The sequence below is a fragment of the Mycobacterium sp. genome, from assembly GCF_002863225.1.
Taxonomy (GTDB): Bacteria; Actinomycetota; Actinomycetes; order Mycobacteriales; family Mycobacteriaceae; genus Mycobacterium.
In genome coordinates this window covers 93,134-109,984 of the sequence record NZ_PKEK01000024.1, presented here as the reverse complement: position 1 = coordinate 109,984, position 16,851 = coordinate 93,134, and the positions used below count along the sequence as shown (strand labels likewise).

Annotated in this window: 18 protein-coding genes and 1 pseudogene; 8 read left to right on the top strand and 11 right to left on the bottom strand. The window is 66.2% G+C overall.

Going from position 1 to position 16,851, the window contains the following annotated elements; translation table 11 throughout:
* Nucleotides 1–83: 83 nt before the first annotated feature.
* Nucleotides 84–911 carry a DUF5336 domain-containing protein gene (locus CYU59_RS05595; protein WP_292976778.1) on the bottom strand — a complete coding sequence of 276 codons (828 nt, stop codon included), beginning with the start codon at nucleotides 909–911 and terminating at the stop codon, nucleotides 84–86.
* Between the two features lie 248 nt (nucleotides 912–1,159).
* On the opposite strand from CYU59_RS05595, the gene CYU59_RS05590 reads away from it, so the two are divergent.
* From CYU59_RS05590 to CYU59_RS05580, 3 genes are read left to right on the top strand one after another with little or no spacing between them, the layout of a single operon-like run.
* Nucleotides 1,160–2,008, top strand: coding sequence for an LLM class F420-dependent oxidoreductase (locus CYU59_RS05590; protein WP_292976776.1), 849 nt, complete (start codon nucleotides 1,160–1,162; stop codon nucleotides 2,006–2,008).
* A 25-nt stretch (nucleotides 2,009–2,033) separates the two neighbouring features.
* A complete protein-coding gene (locus tag CYU59_RS05585; protein ID WP_292976774.1) occupies nucleotides 2,034–2,429 on the top strand; it encodes a hypothetical protein in 396 nt (131 codons plus the stop codon).
* A gap of 43 nt (nucleotides 2,430–2,472) precedes the next feature.
* The gene (locus tag CYU59_RS05580) at nucleotides 2,473–2,994 is read left to right on the top strand and encodes a hypothetical protein (RefSeq protein ID WP_292976772.1); all 522 of its coding nucleotides are present in this window, start codon (nucleotides 2,473–2,475) and stop codon (nucleotides 2,992–2,994) included.
* A gap of 4 nt (nucleotides 2,995–2,998) precedes the next feature.
* Here the strand turns inward: CYU59_RS05580 and CYU59_RS05575 are convergent, their stop codons facing one another.
* The 3 genes from CYU59_RS05575 to sucC all read right to left on the bottom strand — a co-directional run bounded on the left by CYU59_RS05575 (nucleotide 2,999) and on the right by sucC (nucleotide 6,705).
* Complete coding sequence (locus tag CYU59_RS05575) at nucleotides 2,999–4,528, bottom strand: acetyl-CoA acetyltransferase (protein WP_292976770.1); 1,530 nt, start codon at nucleotides 4,526–4,528, stop codon at nucleotides 2,999–3,001.
* Between the two features lie 95 nt (nucleotides 4,529–4,623).
* Complete coding sequence (gene sucD / locus CYU59_RS05570; protein ID WP_292976768.1) at nucleotides 4,624–5,526, bottom strand: succinate--CoA ligase subunit alpha; 903 nt, start codon at nucleotides 5,524–5,526, stop codon at nucleotides 4,624–4,626.
* Nucleotides 5,527–5,541: 15 nt separating this feature from the next.
* Complete coding sequence (sucC, locus tag CYU59_RS05565) at nucleotides 5,542–6,705, bottom strand: ADP-forming succinate--CoA ligase subunit beta (protein ID WP_292976766.1); 1,164 nt, start codon at nucleotides 6,703–6,705, stop codon at nucleotides 5,542–5,544.
* A gap of 256 nt (nucleotides 6,706–6,961) precedes the next feature.
* Here sucC and CYU59_RS05560 point away from each other — a divergent pair, with 256 nt between their 5' ends.
* Both CYU59_RS05560 and CYU59_RS05555 read left to right on the top strand, forming a co-directional pair.
* Nucleotides 6,962–7,987, top strand: coding sequence for a M23 family metallopeptidase (locus CYU59_RS05560; RefSeq protein WP_292976764.1), 1,026 nt, complete (start codon nucleotides 6,962–6,964; stop codon nucleotides 7,985–7,987).
* Nucleotides 7,988–7,991: 4 nt separating this feature from the next.
* The gene (locus CYU59_RS05555) at nucleotides 7,992–8,549 is read left to right on the top strand and encodes a hypothetical protein (protein ID WP_292976762.1); all 558 of its coding nucleotides are present in this window, start codon (nucleotides 7,992–7,994) and stop codon (nucleotides 8,547–8,549) included.
* A 15-nt stretch (nucleotides 8,550–8,564) separates the two neighbouring features.
* On the opposite strand, the gene pcrA is transcribed toward CYU59_RS05555, so the two are convergent.
* Entirely contained in the window at nucleotides 8,565–10,916 is a 2,352-nt protein-coding gene (gene pcrA / locus CYU59_RS05550) for a DNA helicase PcrA (RefSeq protein ID WP_292976760.1), read from the bottom strand.
* Nucleotides 10,917–11,148: 232 nt separating this feature from the next.
* Here pcrA and CYU59_RS05545 point away from each other — a divergent pair, with 232 nt between their 5' ends.
* From CYU59_RS05545 to pgi, 3 genes are all read left to right on the top strand, one after another.
* Entirely contained in the window at nucleotides 11,149–11,451 is a 303-nt protein-coding gene (locus CYU59_RS05545) for a chorismate mutase (protein ID WP_292976758.1), read from the top strand.
* Nucleotides 11,452–11,577: 126 nt separating this feature from the next.
* Nucleotides 11,578–11,952 carry a hypothetical protein gene (locus tag CYU59_RS05540; RefSeq protein ID WP_292976756.1) on the top strand — a complete coding sequence of 125 codons (375 nt, stop codon included), beginning with the start codon at nucleotides 11,578–11,580 and terminating at the stop codon, nucleotides 11,950–11,952.
* Between the two features lie 76 nt (nucleotides 11,953–12,028).
* Complete coding sequence (gene pgi / locus CYU59_RS05535) at nucleotides 12,029–13,693, top strand: glucose-6-phosphate isomerase (RefSeq protein ID WP_292976754.1); 1,665 nt, start codon at nucleotides 12,029–12,031, stop codon at nucleotides 13,691–13,693.
* Here the strand turns inward: pgi and CYU59_RS05530 are convergent.
* The 6 genes and pseudogenes from CYU59_RS05530 to CYU59_RS05505 all read right to left on the bottom strand — a co-directional run bounded on the left by CYU59_RS05530 (nucleotide 13,690) and on the right by CYU59_RS05505 (nucleotide 16,710).
* Nucleotides 13,690–14,439, bottom strand: coding sequence for an SDR family oxidoreductase (locus CYU59_RS05530; RefSeq protein WP_292976752.1), 750 nt, complete (start codon nucleotides 14,437–14,439; stop codon nucleotides 13,690–13,692). The genes pgi and CYU59_RS05530 overlap by 4 nt on opposite strands.
* A 51-nt stretch (nucleotides 14,440–14,490) precedes the next feature.
* Complete coding sequence (locus CYU59_RS05525; protein WP_292976750.1) at nucleotides 14,491–14,835, bottom strand: DUF732 domain-containing protein; 345 nt, start codon at nucleotides 14,833–14,835, stop codon at nucleotides 14,491–14,493.
* 111 nt (nucleotides 14,836–14,946) lie between these two features.
* Nucleotides 14,947–15,354, bottom strand: a complete 408-nt coding sequence (locus CYU59_RS05520) for a hypothetical protein (protein WP_292976748.1) — start codon at nucleotides 15,352–15,354, stop codon at nucleotides 14,947–14,949.
* An 85-nt stretch (nucleotides 15,355–15,439) separates the two neighbouring features.
* Nucleotides 15,440–15,898 carry a zinc finger domain-containing protein gene (locus CYU59_RS05515; protein WP_292976819.1) on the bottom strand — a complete coding sequence of 153 codons (459 nt, stop codon included), beginning with the start codon at nucleotides 15,896–15,898 and terminating at the stop codon, nucleotides 15,440–15,442.
* Nucleotides 15,899–16,060: 162 nt separating this feature from the next.
* Nucleotides 16,061–16,303: pseudogene (locus tag CYU59_RS05510) on the bottom strand (DNA-formamidopyrimidine glycosylase family protein); the annotation flags it as partial.
* A 17-nt stretch (nucleotides 16,304–16,320) separates the two neighbouring features.
* Nucleotides 16,321–16,710, bottom strand: coding sequence for a phage holin family protein (locus CYU59_RS05505; protein WP_292976746.1), 390 nt, complete (start codon nucleotides 16,708–16,710; stop codon nucleotides 16,321–16,323).
* Between the last annotated feature and the right edge of the window lie 141 nt (nucleotides 16,711–16,851).

The window sequence follows — 16,851 nt, the reverse complement described above, 5'->3', positions numbered from 1 at the left end:
AGGACGTTACCTACTGAAGCTGACGTTCGGCGACCCGCCGCGCCCGGCTTCGCCTCAGGCTGTGACGTTCGGCGACCGCGCCGTCAGGACTGTGGCGGACCCGACGGCGACTGAGGCTGCTGGCCGGAGCCGAAGGATTGCTGCCCGTGCCCGGAACCGCCCTGGTCACCGGCCCCGCCCTGCTGCGGCGAACCGGAGCCGGATGACGGCGGCGGGCTGAAGCTGGGGAATCCCGTTGGCGGAGTAGGCGATCCGTGCTGCTGAGACTGCGCCGAGCTCGGCTGAGGGCCCGATTGCGCCGGGAAGCCACCGGTGTTCGGACCGGACGGGTAGCCGCCGTACTGCGTGCCGTAACCGGACTGCTGGTAGGGCGCCTGCTGCTGGCCGTAGTAACCGCCGTACTGCCCGTAGTACTGGTCGTACTTGGGGCGCGGAGCCGGCGGGGTGATCACGCCGGCGTCCAACAGGAGTGCAGTCACGGCGACCCCCGCCTGCACGACACCGGCCGTCACCGCGAACCACAGCCCCGCACCGCGATCGGACGCATTGATGGTGTCCTGCAGCAGCAACAGCGCGCCCAGCACGGACACCGCCGTCACCGTTGCGAGGTAGTTCTTGGCCTTGGGCAGCAGGCTCACACCGGCGAGCAGACCCGCCAGGAACACCAGGCCGACGGGCAGCGTGCTGCCCTTTTCGACCAGCTCGTCGCCGTTGGGCAGTACCCGCGAGACCATCGGGAAGTAGCTCGCCAGGTATGCCAGCACGCCGAGAACCGCGACCGCGATGGTCAGGTAGTGCTTGAGGTTGTTCTCGGCGCCCTCGGACTTCCCGAACGACGATGCGGCGGGAGCCCCGTAGGAACCGGGCGACTGCGCGGGCGGATATCCGGGGTTGCCGGGCGGGTAGGTCATGGCTTCTCCTGTGCCTTCCGATGCGTTTGCGGCGCCATTGTCGTGCGGCGCTCCGTACTCCCGCGCGCCGCTCCTCGCGAGGCTACCGGTAATCGCCGGATCAACGCCGTGGCGAGGAGGTGCGCGGACTTTGCGACGAGCCGGTGATCCACGCTAGCGCACCGCGGGCGCCGCGTCGGCACACACTTTGCCCGCCCAGCACACCCCCGGTGGTTGCCCGCAAGATTGGAACACGTTCTAATTCATCCATGGACTACGGGCTAGTGCTGTTCACCAGCGATCGCGGTATCTCTCCGGCGGCGGCCGCAACTCTTGCCGATAACCACGGGTTTCAGACCTTTTACGTACCCGAGCACACCCACATTCCGGTCAAGCGGCAGGCGGCGCATCCGACCACCGGCGACGAGTCGCTACCCGACGACCGCTACATGCGCACGCTGGATCCGTGGGTGAGCCTCGGCGCGGCCTGCGCGGTCACCTCGCGGGTACGGCTGTCCACCGCGGTGGCGTTGCCGGTCGAGCATGACCCGATCACGTTGGCCAAGTCGATCGCGACACTGGACCACCTGTCCGGCGGGCGGGTCAGCCTGGGCGTCGGGTTCGGCTGGAACACCGACGAACTCGCCGACCACGGGGTGCCCCCGGCCCGTCGACGCACGATGTTGCGTGAATACATCGAGGCAATGCGGGCGCTGTGGACCGAGGAAGAGGCCTCCTACCAGGGCGAGTTCGTCAACTTCGGGCCCAGCTGGGCTTGGCCCAAGCCGGTGCAGTCACACGTCCCGGTGCTGGTCGGCGCGGCGGGCAACGAGAAGAACTTCAAGTGGATCGCCCGAAGCGCCGACGGCTGGATCACCACCCCGCGTGACTTCGACATCGACCAGCCGGTGAAGCTGCTGCAGGACACCTGGGCTGCCGCCGGTCGTGACGGTGCGCCGCAGATCGTCGCGCTGGACTTCAAGCCGGTGCCGGAGAAGTTGGCGCACTGGGCCGACATCGGCGTCACCGAAGTGTTGTTCGGCCTGCCCGACAAGTCCGAGGATGAGGTGGCGGCATACGTCGAGCGGCTGGCGGGCAAACTGGCCGCAGCGGTCTAGCCGCTTCGACCCCGGGAGGCGCACGGTGACAGCCCACGACGAGCAGGGCCGGCACTTCCCGTTCCGCTACGAGTCGCGGCTGGCTCCGCTGTGGCTGGCGTTCCGGTTGTGGCCGAGCACCCAAGGCGTCACGGTGACCGACGACGGACGGCTGGTTGTCCGCTTCGGGCCATTCCGGGTGGAGGCGCCGCTGTCTCAGATTCAGGATGCACATATCACCGGCCCATACCGATGGTGGACGGCCGTCGGCGCGCGGCTGTCGCTGGCCGACGACGGCCTGACCTTCGGCACCAACGCCGCCCAGGGCGTCTGCATCCACTTCGAGCCGCGGATCCGCCGCGTCGTAGGTCTGCGGGATCACTCGGCGCTCAACGTGACCGTCGAGGACTGCGAGGGTTTGGTTGCCGCACTGCACCGGTGAGCCTCGGCCTTAGTCTGAATGATGTGACCGAACGGAACCTGTCGTGAGAGCCGGTCGCCTGAGCGTGATACTCGCGGCCGCGGTGCTCACCGGATGCACCCACGTGGTCGGCGGCACCGGCGCGGCGCGCTCCTCGCTGCCGGTTGCCGGCTTCCCCGCGACGGCCGGATTGACCGAGATCGCCGCCAAGACGTTCTACCGTCGTAGCGGTAACCGGGAGTACGGCTTCAACTTCGCCACGCCCAACGGGTTCGCCTGCGGGATGGGCTCATTCCCGAAGTGGGAATCCGCGCGTGTTCACTGCACGGGCCCGCGGCCCGACAAGGGGCCCGGCACCTGGACCGTCACGGCGAAACGGTTCGGCCAGACGACGATCAAGCTGACGTCGAAGCGCGAACGCCCCAGGAGCTCACGTGCCCGCGCCGGGAGAAAAGAGTTGCCGCAGCAGCACTACGTCGTCGACTCGGCCGACACCCTGTGTCTGGTGACCCAGGATTCGGTCGTGGCGTGCCATGTCGGCGAGCACGGTTTCATCCTGGCACCGGACAAGACGACGCTGTTCTGAGCTGTTATGCGAGCGACGCCTGGTTGATGCCCTCGTCGGTCGACTTCACCGTGATCGCGGCGCCCAGCGGATCGCCGTCGGTCATCAGCGACACCAGACCCTCGTCTTCGGTGAGCGCCATGAACCGAGAACCGTCGCCGTCGAGCCGGCCAATGATGACACCGGTGGTCGTCGGCCAGTCGTAGCGCACGGAGTAGGTCTCAATGGTGCCCGGCCCGTTGGGGTTTCGAGTGACCGGCACCGTGGGCAGCGCGGCGATCTCCTGCTGCAGGGCCTTGCTGCGGTCGACCGCCCATTCGCCGGGTTCGGTGGAATACACGCCGACCGAATACTTGCTCATCACGCCGCCGTTGGCGCCGACGAGCCCGAACGAGCCCGGCTGGTCGCGCGCGGCGGCCACGGTCTCGGCGATGCCGTGCAGCGAATAGCTGTTGCCGGGACCGCCGAAATACGGCAGGCCGCCGGTGAGCGTCAGACCACGCGGGTCGTCGGCGGACAGGCCGAACTCGTCGCACACCGCGAAGACCGGGAACGGGAAGCAGCTGTACAGGTCCAGCGTCGCCACGTCGTCGATACCGATGCCGGCGCCCCGAAGTGCTTCTGCCACAGCCTGTTCGGCCGAGTAACTGACGCTGACATCGACACGGTCCAGCAGGTCTTGCTCGGTCTGGTCGGCGTGTCCGCGCAGATACACCCACTTGTCCTCGGGCACCCCGAGCCGACGCGCCGCCGCCACCGACATCACCAGCGCGGCCGCCCCTTGGTTGACGGTGTCGCGGGCCACCAGCAGCCGCGGATACGGGTCGCAGATCATCCGGTTGTCGTCGGTGACGGTTTCAATCTCGTCAACCGACCGTTCCACCGGCGATGACGAAAACGGATTCTTGGCAGCGACTTTCGAGAACGGGGCGAACAGCTCGGCCATCGCGTGCCGATAGTCGGCGACGGAGAGCCCGAGCCGGCCGCGGCGCGCGTTGTCCAGCAGTCCGTACTGCACGGGGGCACCAGTCAGGCCGTGCTTGGCGGTGTACTCGCTCATGTACTGCTCGAACCCGTAGCCCCGGTCCTCGAGCTGGCCGCCGACGTGCTCGGTGAAGTCGGGCTTGTCGTCACGTCCGGCGAAGTACTTGGCGGTGGAACCGGGCTCGGACCCAAGGATCAGCGCGACCTCGAGTTCACCCGCGGCGATCGCACCGGCGAACTCCGTCATCAGTTTCTGCGGACCGTTGCCCCCGATGGGCTCGAGCACCGCTCGCGCCGGATCGGCGCCCACCCGCTGCGCCACCGACCGCACATAGTTGTCCGACGCGCCGAAGGGCGGCGTGTTGAACGGCGTGCAGATCTCGAACTGTCGCAGCCCGGCGAACACCTCGATGGCCGCGGCCACCGCTGTCACGTCGGCGCCGGTGTCGGCGAGCGCGGCCCGGGTCGCCTCGGTGGCCAGGTCGACGGCGGACATGCCCCGGTAGCCGGGGTCGTCGACACGCTCGGTGAACTGGCCGACGCCGACGACAACGGGAGTGCGGTCAACCATTACAGGCCTCCTGAGAAGTGTTAATTCGTCAGGCTAACCGAAATCTGTAACGTGTTCCAATTTCGGGACGCCTCAGAGCGACCCCGAACTGGCGCCTACAGGCTTTTCAGGATCTCGCGAGCCAGCGCGGCGGTCTCCGACGGGGTTTTGCCGACCTTCACCCCGGCGGCCTCGAGCGCTTCCTTCTTGGCCGCGGCGGTGCCCGACGAGCCGGACACGATGGCGCCCGCGTGGCCCATCGTCTTGCCTTCCGGCGCAGTGAATCCCGCGACGTAGCCGACGACCGGCTTGGAGACGTTGGCCTTGATGTAGTCGGCTGCGCGCTCCTCGGCGTCACCGCCGATCTCGCCGATCATCACGATCACCTTGGTCTCGGGGTCCTTCTCGAAGGCCTCGATCGCATCGATGTGCGTGGTGCCGATCACCGGGTCGCCGCCGATGCCGATCGAGGTGGAGAACCCGAAATCGCGCAGCTCGTACATCATCTGGTAGGTCAGCGTGCCGGACTTGGACACCAGCCCGACCGGGCCTGAGCCGGAGATGTTGGCCGGGGTGATGCCGACCAACGCCTGACCCGGCGTGATGATGCCGGGGCAGTTCGGGCCGATGATCCGGGTCTTGTTGCCCTTGGACTCGTTGTAGGCCCACGCATAGGCGCTGTCCTGCACTGGAATTCCCTCGGTGATGACCACCAGCAGGGGGATCTCGGCGTCGATCGCCTCGATGATCGCGTCCTTGGCGTAGACCGGCGGCACGAAGATGATCGACACGTCGGCGCCGGTCTTCTCGATGGCCTCGGCGACACTGCCGAACACCGGCAGCTCGACCGGCTGGTCGTCGACGTTCTTGTGGGCGACGGTGGTGCCGGCCTTACGTGCGTTGACGCCGCCGACGACGTGGGTGCCGGCCTTGAGCATCCGGGCGGTGTGCTTGGTGGCCTCGGATCCGGTGATGCCCTGGACGACGACCTTGTTGTCTTTGGTCAGGAAGATAGCCATTGGTCTTCAGTCCTTTCAGGCGCTGGCCAGCTGGGCGGCCTTGTCGGCGGCCTCGTCCATCGTGGGCACCAGCGTCACCAGCGGGTGGTTGGCCTCGGTGAGGATCCGGCGGCCTTCGTCGACGTTGTTGCCGTCGAGACGCACGACGAGCGGCTTGTTGGCGTCGTCGCCGAGAATCTCCAGCGCCTTGACGATGCCGGTGGCGACGGCGTCACAAGAGGTGATGCCGCCGAAGACGTTGACGAACACGCTCTTGACCTGCTCGTCACCCAGCACGACGTCCAGACCCGCAGCCATCACCTCGGCCGAGGCGCCGCCCCCGATGTCGAGGAAATTGGCCGGCTTCACGCCGCCGTGCTTCTCGCCGGCGTAGGCGACGACGTCGAGCGTCGACATCACCAGGCCCGCGCCGTTGCCGATGATGCCGACCTGCCCGTCGAGCTTGACGTAGTTGAGGTCGTGCTCCTTGGCCTTGAGCTCCAGCGGATCGGTGGCGTCACGGTCCTCGAACTCGACGTGGGCGGGCTGACGGAAGTCGGCGTTGCCGTCGAGGGTGACCTTGCCGTCCAACGCCAGGATCTGGTCGTCGGGTGTGCGCACCAACGGGTTGACCTCGACCAGGGTGGCGTCCTCGGCGACGAAGACCTCCCACAGCTTGGCGATGGTCACCGCCGCGGCGTCGAGCACCTCGGCGGGCAGGTGGCCCTGCTCGGCGATCGAGCGGGCGAACGCCTCGTCGACCCCTTTGACGGCGTCGACGGGCACCTTCGCCAGGCGCTCGGGCTTGGTGGCCGCGACCTCCTCGATCTCCATGCCGCCCTCGACCGAGCACATGGCCAGGTAGGTGCGGTTGGCGCGGTCCAGCAGGAAGGAGATGTAGTACTCCTCGGCGATGTCGCTGGCCTCGGCGACGAGCAACTTCTTCACGACGTGGCCCTTGATGTCGAGGCCCAGGATGTTCTTCGCGTGGTTGAAGGCGTCGTCAGCGGTCGCGGCGTATTTCACGCCGCCGGCCTTGCCGCGTCCACCAACCTTGACCTGCGCCTTCACCATGACCGGGTGCCCGATCTCTTCGGCGATGGCTTTGGCTCCCTCGGCGGTGTCGGTCACGCGGCCGGGAGTCGTCGGAACGTTGTGCTTGGCGAACAGCTCTTTCGCCTGGTACTCGAAAAGATCCATGGGCTCACTTCTGTGTGTCGGCCTGTCTGGAAGCGAGCCGAGGTTTTCGGTTGCCCGCTTGCGGGAACTGTATCGAGACGGCTGTCAGGTCCTGTCGTCGGCATCGGTGGATGTGGCGGACGTCACCAGCCGCGGGAAGTGATTCAACTCACATTCCCAGCCCGATTTTGGGCTTAACTTGCCACGGTTTGCGGTCGGCGGTTACCGTCTCAGAGTCCAGATAACGTTATGGTTACGGCTCGAAGGACAAATCACGTTGACCCAGCAAATGCCGGCTTTGTCTCCTGTGCAAGGAGAACTTTCGGCGTCGCGCGACCGCCGGTCGACCCTTCACCGCAACGAAGTCACCGACATCATTCCGTTCAACGAATTCGGCAAGCTCGCCGATTCGGACTTCAGTGACAACACCGCTTTCGGCAAAGAAGCGCAGGTCCTGCGCGCGCCCGAGTTGGACGACCTCGACGAGACGGACAACCTGACGGTCCTCGATCTGCTCGGCCCCACTGCTACCGAGCGTCGACTCGGTGCCCTCGAGCGTGGCATCAACCGGGCCCGCGAAGATGCCGAGTCGCTTACCGGTCGTGGGCAGCACCGCAAACAGCTCAGCGGAGCGACCCGAGGCCGGGTTCTGATCGGTGCCATGGCCGCCGGTGCCGCCGCAGCAGCCGCGCACTCTGCCACCGAAGCGCCCCAACATTCCAAAGCTCAGACCGTGCTGGCCGCTCAATCCGCTCCGACCGGGCCGATCAGCACGTCCGACGGCGGTATGCAGATGGTGACCGTGCAACCGGCCGCCAACGTCGCCGTGCACAACGCGGAACTGGCCCACGGCGTCGCGTTCGCCCAGGAGCGAGCGCAGCGCGAGGCCCGACTGCAGCAGCCGCTGTTCGTCATGCCGGTCAAGGGCGTCTTCACCTCTAACTTCGGCTACCGGTGGGGCGTCCTGCACGCCGGCATCGACATCGCCAACTCGATCGGCACCCCGATCCACGCGGTCTCCGACGGTGTGGTGATCGCCGCGGGCCCGACCGCGGGCTACGGCATGTGGGTGAAGCTGCGTCACGCCGACGGCACCGTCACGCTCTACGGCCACATCAACACCGCCATGGTCAGCGTCGGCGAGCGGGTGATGGCCGGCGACCAGATCGCCACCGTCGGCAACCGCGGCAACTCGACCGGCCCGCACCTGCACTTCGAGGTGCTGCTGGGCGGCAGCCAGCGGGTCGACCCGGTGCCGTGGCTGGCCAAGCGCGGGCTGTCCGTCGGTACTTTCGCCGGTTGAACCGGTGACCGGCCCGATCAACCCCAGCTCGTCCCCGCGTCCCGGTAACCCGGAAACACGCATCATCCGGCGCGCGCCCACCGGTCCGTTGCCGCAGGCCGACGACGCCCGCACGACTCACATTCCCCGGCCGCCGGCACTCCCGCCGCAGCAGCAGTTCGCCCCCGCTCCCGCACCCTCCCCTTTCGGAACGCCGAGCCGGGCAACGGCGGTGGCCGCGGCAGCCGTCAGCATTGTCAGCGGCTGGGCCACCTCGGTGGTGGCGACGGATCTGATCGCCGGCTGGTGGCGCTCGGACCGGCTGTTCTGTGTGGCGGTGGCTTTCTTGGCGCTGGTCTTCGCCTCGGCCACGATCTCCGGGGTGATCCTGCTGCTGCTGCGCCAGCCACTGAGCCGCTATCTGATCTTGGCCGGGGCAGGCGTCGCGATCCTGACGTATCTGGGTGTGTTCATCGCGGACGCCCGGGTGGGCTGGATCGTGCACATGCTGCCGATTCTGCCGATCAGCAGCGCCGTGCTGGCGTTCCTGCCACGCACCCGCGACTGGCTGCTCGAGAACTAGAGCCTGATTGCCCGACTAGAGCTTGGACACCGGGGCGTGGTTGTGCATCAGCTTGACCCGGCCCGAGCTGCCGAAGTCGATCAGCGACATCGCCGACTCGCCGATGCCCGACACCTCTTCCACCCGGCCCAGTCCGTACTTGTCGTGGGTGACGCGGTCGCCCGGCGCCAGCACCAGCAGCGGACGCTTGCTGCCTCCGCCGCTGCGGCTCGGCGACGGGCGTGGCGTGCCGAACCGGCCCGCTCCGCTGACCGGCGCACTGAACGACGGGGTCGGGTCGGTGCGCCGCCAGTCGATCAGCTCCTGCGGAATCTCGCGCAGGAAGCGCGATTCCGGATTGAGCATCGGCTGGCCCCAGGATGACCGGACCTTGGCCCGGCTGACGAACAGCCGCTGACGCGCCCGGGTGATGCCGACATAGGCCAGTCGGCGCTCCTCGGAAAGCTCGGCCGGATCGCCCAGCGCCCGCATGTGCGGGAACATCCCGTCCTCCCAGCCGGTGACGAACACCACCGGGAACTCCAGCCCCTTGGCAGTGTGCAACGTCATCAGCGTCACCAAACCGGCTGTCTGCTCCGGGATTTCGTCAGTGTCGGCCACGAGTGACACCCGTTCCAGGAACTGGGCGAGCACTCCGGTGTCGGGCACGTCCTCGTCGTCGACGTTGTCGTCGAGAGCAGCGGCGTTGGCCAGGTCGATCGCGAATTCGTGTGCGACGCTCACGAGTTCGTTGAGGTTGTCCAGTCGGGCCAGATCCTGCGGGTCGGACGAGGACTCCAATTCGGTGCGGTATCCGGTGCGCTCTAGTACCGCCTCGACCAGCTCACCCAGGTCGCCCTCCGACGAGGCCAGCCGGGTGCGCAGTTCGTCCATCATCTCGACGAAACCCGCAATTGCCTTGGCGGAGCGCGTATTCAGCAGCGGCACCTTGCCCTCGGCGGCGGCTTCCAATGCGTCGGCGAAGCTCGACCCGGTGTTCTCGGCGTACACCGCCACGCACGCCTCGGCGCGGTCACCGATGCCACGCCGCGGCGTGTTCAGAATGCGCCGCAGGCTGACCGCGTCGCCCGGGTTGTCCAACACCCGCAGGTAAGCGACGATGTCGCGAATCTCCCTGCGCTCGTAAAACCGCACTCCCCCAACGACTTTGTACGGGATGCCGGCGCGGATGAACACCTCTTCCAACGACCGCGACGAGTTGTTGGTGCGGTAGAAGACGGCGACGTCGTTGTAGGTGATGTCGCTGCTCGACGCCAGCGCATCGATTTCCTCGGCGATGAACCGCGCCTCGTCGTGCTCGTTGTCGGCGACGTAGCCGACGATCAGCTCGCCTTCACCTTCGTCGGTCCACAACCGCTTGTCCCGGCGAGCGGGGTTGCGCGAGATCACCGAGTTCGCCGCCGACAGGATGTTCTGCGTGGAGCGGTAATTCTGCTCGAGCAGAATCGTGGTGGCGTTCGGGTAGTCGCGTTCGAAGTCCTCGATGTTGCGGATGGTCGCGCCGCGGAACGCGTAGATCGACTGGTCGGCGTCGCCGACCACGCACAACTCGCCGGGCGGCACGCCGTCCTCGCCCGGTTCGAGCGCGGGACCGACCAGCTCGCGGACCAACATGTACTGGGCGTGGTTGGTGTCCTGGTACTCGTCGACCAGGATGTGCCGGAAGCGCCGCCGATAGTGCTCGGCGATCTGCGGGAAGGCCTGCAGCACCGCGACCGTCTCGCCGATCAGATCGTCGAAGTCGAGCGCGTTCGCCACCCGCAGACGCTGCTGGTATTCGGCGTAGACAGCGGCAACCGTGCGGGCCAGATCGTCGGAGAGGTCGTCCTCGGACAGGTTGTCCAGCGCCTGCTGCGGGTCGATCAGCTCGTTCTTCAGGTTGGAAATGGCGTTGGCCATCAACCGCGGCGTGTACCGCTTGATGTCGAGGCCCATGTCCTTGCCGATCATCTGCAGCAGACGGCGGGAGTCGTCGGCGTCGTAGATCGAGAAGTTGGAGTTCAGCCCGGGGATCAACGAGGCCTGGTTGCGCAGGATCCGCACGCAGGTCGAGTGGAACGTCGACACCCACATCGAGCGGGCCCGCGGACCGACGAGCGTAGCCACCCGCTCGCGCATTTCCGCCGCGGCCTTGTTGGTGAAGGTGATCGCCAGCACCTGACCGGGCGAGACATCGCGGGCCGCCAGCAGGTAGGCGATGCGCCGGGTCAGCACGGCCGTCTTTCCCGAACCCGCGCCGGCGACGATCAGCAGCGGCGAACCCTCGTGCAGCACCGCCTGGCGCTGCTGCGGATTGAGACCGTCGAGCAGCTGTTCGGTTTCGGATTCGGTTACACGCGCGCTGGTGATTTCGCCGCTCCTCCTCATCGCTTCACTCTGCATCGTCGTCGGCGGAGTAATGACTGCCCCAACCTACCGCTCGCGGGCGACACCTTTGCGCTCGAACGCCCGCAAGTGGCACACTCGTTTTGTGCTCAATGCGCAGTGGCGATTTTTCTACGGGTACCGGCCAGCGGTGCCCGTGGTTTAGCTGCTTCCCAGAGCCCCGCGGTCCGCTTCCGGATCCGGGGCTCGTCTCTTGTGTGAGGCCCGAAACCGGATGACACCGCAGAACCCACACGAGAATCCGGAGTCTGCAATGACAATCGAAACCGAACAACCGATCAACATCGACGAACTGCGCCTGGAGATCGACCGGCTCGACGCCGAGATCCTGGCCGCGGTCAAGCGTCGGGCCGAGGTGTCCCGAGAGATCGGCAAGGCGCGGATGGCATCCGGTGGCACCCGGCTGGTGCACAGCCGCGAGATGCAGGTGATCGCGCGCTACAGCGAACTCGGACCCGAGGGCAAGGACCTGGCCATGCTGTTGCTGCGGCTGGGTCGCGGCCGGCTCGGTCACTGATCCGGCCAATTCAGCAAAAGACCCCGCGAATACCAGGGAAATCCCTGTATCCGATTTCGCCCAAGGCACCTAGCATCGCGCGGTACAGCGACAGCAACAATGCTTGCCGCGGGAGGGACGTGGGGAATGCCTGTTTCGAGAATCGTCGTGGCCGCGGTGGCTTTGTCCAGTGCCGCACTCGCGTTGGCCGGCCCGGCCGCCGCAGCGCCGCCGAGCGGTAACTTCACCGCCACGGTGACCAGTGCCAGCGGAATGGTGCCCACGAGCGTCGGTGAAACGATGGTGTGGGCACTGACCCCGTGCGGGGCGGACTGTACCCACCTGGAGATCAACCCCCCGAACGCCAGGGGCCAGGAAGATCTGCACCTGCAGGCCGGGTCGTGGGTCGGCGGCGTGAATCCTGTCGGCTGTACACGGACGATCAACGCAGACGTCACCTCGGCAACCGAGGCGTGCGGCGCGAACGGAACCGTTCAGTACGCGATCACTCGTAACGGCTGACCGCCGGGCGCCCCGATTCGCCGCCCGTTCACTCTGTCTTTGGCGACGCCCCCATTGACCTGACTAGGGTCGAGGGATGACTGCGGTTGACCAGATTCCCGACATCTCAGCGACCCCGGCATGGAAGGCGCTGCAACAGCATCACCGGCAGATCGGCGAGACACAGCTGCGGGAGTTCTTCGACGAGGACCCTGATCGCGGGCGCGAGTTGAATGTCACCGTCGGTGATCTCTACATCGACTACAGCAAGCACCGGATCAACCGCGACACTCTGCGGTTGTTGATTGATCTCGCGCGCACCGCCGAACTCGAACGGCACCGCGACGCGATGTTCAACGGCGAGCACATCAACGTTTCCGAAGACCGCGCCGTGTTGCACACCGCGTTGCGGCTGCCGCGCGATGCCACCTTGACCGTGGACGGGCAGAACGTCGTCGAGGATGTGCACGAAGTACTGGACCGGATGGGCGATTTCACCGACCGGCTGCGCAGCGGCGAGTGGACCGGCGCCACCGGCAAACGGATCAGCACTGTCGTCAACATCGGCATCGGCGGCTCAGACCTCGGCCCGGTCATGGCGTATCAGGCGCTGCGGCATTACGCCGACGCCGGCATCTCGGCGCGGTTCGTCTCGAATGTCGACCCGGCCGACCTGATCGCCAAGTTGGCCGACTTGGACCCGGCCACAACGCTTTTCGTCATCGCCTCCAAGACGTTCACCACGCTGGAGACGCTGACCAATGCCACCGCAGCGCGCCGCTGGCTGACCGATTCGCTCGGTGACGACGCGGTGGCAAAGCACTTCGTGGCCGTCTCGACAAACAAGGAACGGGTCGACGAATTCGGCATCGACACCGACAACATGTTCGGCTTCTGGGACTGGGTCGGCGGACGCTACTCGGTGGACTCGGCGATCGGACTGTCGGTGATGGCTGCGATCGGCCGCGAGGCGTTCGCGGACTTTCTGTCCGGCTTTCATCTTGTCGACGAACACTTTCGGACCGCGCCCCTGGACGCCAACGCGCCGGCGCTGCTCGGCCTGATCGGGCTGTGGTATTCCGATTTCTTCGGCGCGCAGTCACGTGCGGTGTTGCCGTACTCCAACGACATGGCCCGCTTCGCCGCATATCTGCAACAGCTGACGATGGAGTCCAACGGTAAGTCGACTCGGGCCGACGGGACTCCGGTTACCACTGACACCGGCGAAATCTATTGGGGTGAACCGGGAACCAACGGTCAGCACGCCTTCTACCAACTGCTGCATCAGGGCACCCGGCTGATCCCGGCCGACTTTATCGGCTTCAGCCAGGCCACCGACGACCTGCCCACCTCCGACGGCACCGGCAGCATGCACGACCTGCTGATGAGCAACTTCTTCGCCCAGACGCAGGTGTTGGCATTCGGCAAGACCGCCGACGAGATCGCCGCCGAGGGCACGGCCCCAGATGTGGTGCCGCACAAGGTGATGCCGGGGAATCGACCGACGACGTCCATCCTGGCAACCCGGCTGACCCCGTCGGTGCTGGGCCAGCTGATCGCGCTCTACGAACATCAGGTCTTCACCGAGGGCGTGATCTGGGGGATCGATTCGTTCGACCAGTGGGGCGTCGAGCTGGGCAAGACGCAAGCCAAAGAGCTGCTGCCGGTCCTCACCGACGACGCTTCTCCGCCAACGCAGTCCGACAGTTCGACCGACGCCCTGGTCCGGCGTTATCGGGCGGAGCGTGGCCGGGCCGACTAGGCGAACCGCTTGGCCAACGACAGCGGCATCACTTTGAGCAGAGCAACCAGCGGACCCCATGGCCACCACGGAATGGCGGCCCGGCCGGGTTCCCGTTCGATCGCGGCAACCAGTGCCTTGACGCCGGTTTCGTTGTCGACCATCAGCAGCGTGCTCTGCGATTTCGCCGTCATCTCCGACTCGATGTAGCCCGGTTCCATCACCGACACGGCGATCGGGCCCTTGGCGTACTCGGCGCGCAGCGACTGCCCCAGCGAGCTGAGCCCCGCTTTGCTTGCTGCGTAGGCCGCCTTTACGCCCGGCACGCCCTTCGACCCGAGCACTGAGGAGATCAGCACCAGATGCCCGGACCCCTGTGCCTTGAAAATCTCCAGCGCGGTCTCGATCTGCACTAGGGCGGCAACCAAATTGGTCTCGATGGTCGCCTTGTTGGCCCACAGCTTGCCCGACCCCAGCTTCGCACCCTTGCCGATGCCGGCGTTGACGATCACGCGGTCGATTCCGCCGAGCGCTTCGGACAGCTCCGCAAAGACCTTCGGCACCTGGTCGTGGTCGTTGACGTCAAGCGCCGCAACAGCAACCTTGACGTCTGGATACCGTTGCGCCAGTTCTGTTTTCAGTTCGTCCAGGCGATCGGTGCGACGGGCGCAGAGCGCAAGGTCGCGTCCTTTGGCGGCGAAGGCGCGGGCCATTCCGGCACCCAGGCCCGAACTGGCTCCGGTGATGAGGATTTTCTGCCGAGTCATGCGCCCATTTCAGCAGACGCGACGATGGCCGGTCCGCGGGCACCTCACCGGTTACGGGCAGTAGGTCGACTGGGCCAGGTGCACTTCCCGCTGCACCGCCGCCACGGATTCCTTGTTGTCATCCGCTTCGCGGACGGCGTTGACCACGCTGTCGAAGCTTTCTCCACCACCTAGGTGGTTACAGATCTTGTGCGCATTGCCGATGTTGGCGGACGGGTTGAGATCTCGTCCCGGGTAGATCTGCTGCAGCGCGGCGAAGTACTGGTCGTCCTGGGCTTGATCGGCCGCCGCGGGTCCGGCGCCGACGAGTCCGGCGGCAAAGAGTCCAGCAGTGCCAGCGACGATCAAGACCTTCTTCGGCCCTACGTATCGGCGATGTTTGTCACGTGAAGACATGGCGTTCTCCTTTGCTGCGACAGATGAGATCCCAAATCTAGGCAGCTCAGGGTCGCCAGCGATACAGGGATTTCCCTTGCTTTCGCGCAGCTGGAGCTCGGCCGTGACGGGCTAGTGCGGTGTGAGGCCAAAGTGGGAGTAGCACGGCTCGGCGGTCTCTCCGACCGTGGTGTGCAACTCGGGCGTCCACATCGTCGGAACACCGTTGATGAGCCAGCAGTTCTTGTCTGCCATATCGATGGCTTTCTGCCCCTGCTTGTTTTGATCGGCACCCTGCTTGGCCTGATCCGCTGCCTGCTTGGCCTGATCTGCCGCCTGCTTGGCTTGATCGGCAGCCTGCTGCGCCTGACCTGCGGCCTGCTTGGCCTTCTCCTGATCCTGACACTGTTGGTCGTTCGGAGCGCACTGGGACGGCGGGTCGTCCGCACTGGCGGTTGGCGTCCAGAGCAGCAGCGCGGCAGCACTTACCGCCATCGCGGCTGCTTTGCGGCAAGCCAGGTGTTTTTTCATGTCGATCACCCTCCAGGAAGCGTACGGACGACGCTTTTCGCCGACGCTAGGCGCGATAAGGCGAGAGGGATACAGGGGTTTCCCTTGTTCTGGACTATTTGAGCAGGCGTGACATCCGCCGGTCGGCCAGCACCTTGCCACCGGTCTGACACGTCGGGCAGTACTGAAATGACTTGTCCGCAAACGAAACTTCGCGGACGGTGTCGCCGCACACCGGGCACGGCAGGCCAGTGCGGGCGTGGACGCGCATGCCGGACCGCTTCTCGCCCTTGAGCGTTGCGGCTTGCTGACCGACCGAGCGCGAGACAGCGTCCGAGAGCACGGAAACCATCGCGTCGTGCAAGGCAGCGAGTTGAGCCTCGTTGAGTTTGGCCGCCGTGGCGAACGGTGAGAGCTTGGCGACGTGCAGAATTTCGTCGCTGTAGGCATTGCCGATGCCGGCGATGACCTTCTGGTCGGTGATGACGGACTTGATCCGGCCGGTGTTCTTCGCCAGCAGCTTGGCCAAATCGTCGAGATTCAGGGTGAGCGCGTCGGGGCCGAGCGACGCAATGCCGGGGACCGTCTTGGGATCGTCGACCAGCCACACCGCGAGCCGCTTTTGCGTACCCGCCTCGGTGAGGTCGAAGCCGGGCGCCTCGCCCGGTGGGCCCAGGTGCACGCGCAGCGCGATCGGATTCTTGCCGGGTTTGAGCGGGGTGGCCGACAGCTTCTCCGACCAACGCAGCCAGCCGGCCCGGGATAAATGGGTGATCAGGGTCAGTTCGCCGACGCGGACGCCCAGGTACTTGCCCCACCGGTCGGCGCCGGTGACGGTGAGGCCGTGCAGCGCGTTGATCGGCGGGGCGAAGGTCTTGAGCACCGACAGCGCGGCGACGTCGACGCGGCCGACGGTCTTGCCGACGGCATGCTGGCGCAGGTAGTCGGCCAGCGCCTCGACTTCTGGCAGTTCGGGCATGAGTCCAGTGTGCCGGGTCAGCGCCGCGACGTGCGGACAACCAGCGATAGCACCCAGCTGACGATCGACAGGACGATCGCGGCCTTGATCGCGGTCCACCAGAAGTAATCGATAGACAGGCCCCAGTGGGTCGTGTTCTCCGTGATCCGCGCGGTGATCCAGAGCATGAGCGCATTGACGACGATGTGGAACAGTCCCAGCGTGAGGATGTAGAGCGGGATCGACAGGATCTGCACGACGGGCTTGATGAACGCGTTTACCAGCCCGAAAATCATCGCGACCACGAGGATGATGCCGATTCGCTGCAGGCGGTTGTCACCGCCGACGAAGCTCAGCCCGTGGACCAGCTTGGTGACCACCCACAGCGCGAATCCCGTGACCGCGGCCCGGATGACGAAAGCTCGCATGGGGTGAAGGTACTCGCGTAGCCGCCCTCACAGCGGTTTCGTCACTGGTTTTGTCCCGGCGTGCCTGGTGTGCCAGGGCTGCCGTTGACGCCCGGCCCGCCTGGCGTGCCGTTTCCGCCGGGGCCACCGTCGCCAGCTGGA

Coding starts and splice junctions, on each gene's coding strand:
- pgi (WP_292976754.1), top strand. CDS start 12,029: ATGACTGCGGTTGACCAGATTCCCGACATCTCAGCGACCCCGGCATGG.
- CYU59_RS05575 (WP_292976770.1), bottom strand. CDS start 4,528: ATGGTTGACCGCACTCCCGTTGTCGTCGGCGTCGGCCAGTTCACCGAG.
- CYU59_RS05595 (WP_292976778.1), bottom strand. CDS start 911: ATGACCTACCCGCCCGGCAACCCCGGATATCCGCCCGCGCAGTCGCCC.
- CYU59_RS05530 (WP_292976752.1), bottom strand. CDS start 14,439: ATGACTCGGCAGAAAATCCTCATCACCGGAGCCAGTTCGGGCCTGGGT.
- CYU59_RS05540 (WP_292976756.1), top strand. CDS start 11,578: ATGCCTGTTTCGAGAATCGTCGTGGCCGCGGTGGCTTTGTCCAGTGCC.
- pcrA (WP_292976760.1), bottom strand. CDS start 10,916: ATGAGGAGGAGCGGCGAAATCACCAGCGCGCGTGTAACCGAATCCGAA.
- CYU59_RS05590 (WP_292976776.1), top strand. CDS start 1,160: ATGGACTACGGGCTAGTGCTGTTCACCAGCGATCGCGGTATCTCTCCG.
- CYU59_RS05545 (WP_292976758.1), top strand. CDS start 11,149: ATGACACCGCAGAACCCACACGAGAATCCGGAGTCTGCAATGACAATC.
- sucC (WP_292976766.1), bottom strand. CDS start 6,705: ATGGATCTTTTCGAGTACCAGGCGAAAGAGCTGTTCGCCAAGCACAAC.
- CYU59_RS05505 (WP_292976746.1), bottom strand. CDS start 16,710: ATGCGAGCTTTCGTCATCCGGGCCGCGGTCACGGGATTCGCGCTGTGG.
- sucD (WP_292976768.1), bottom strand. CDS start 5,526: ATGGCTATCTTCCTGACCAAAGACAACAAGGTCGTCGTCCAGGGCATC.
- CYU59_RS05525 (WP_292976750.1), bottom strand. CDS start 14,835: ATGTCTTCACGTGACAAACATCGCCGATACGTAGGGCCGAAGAAGGTC.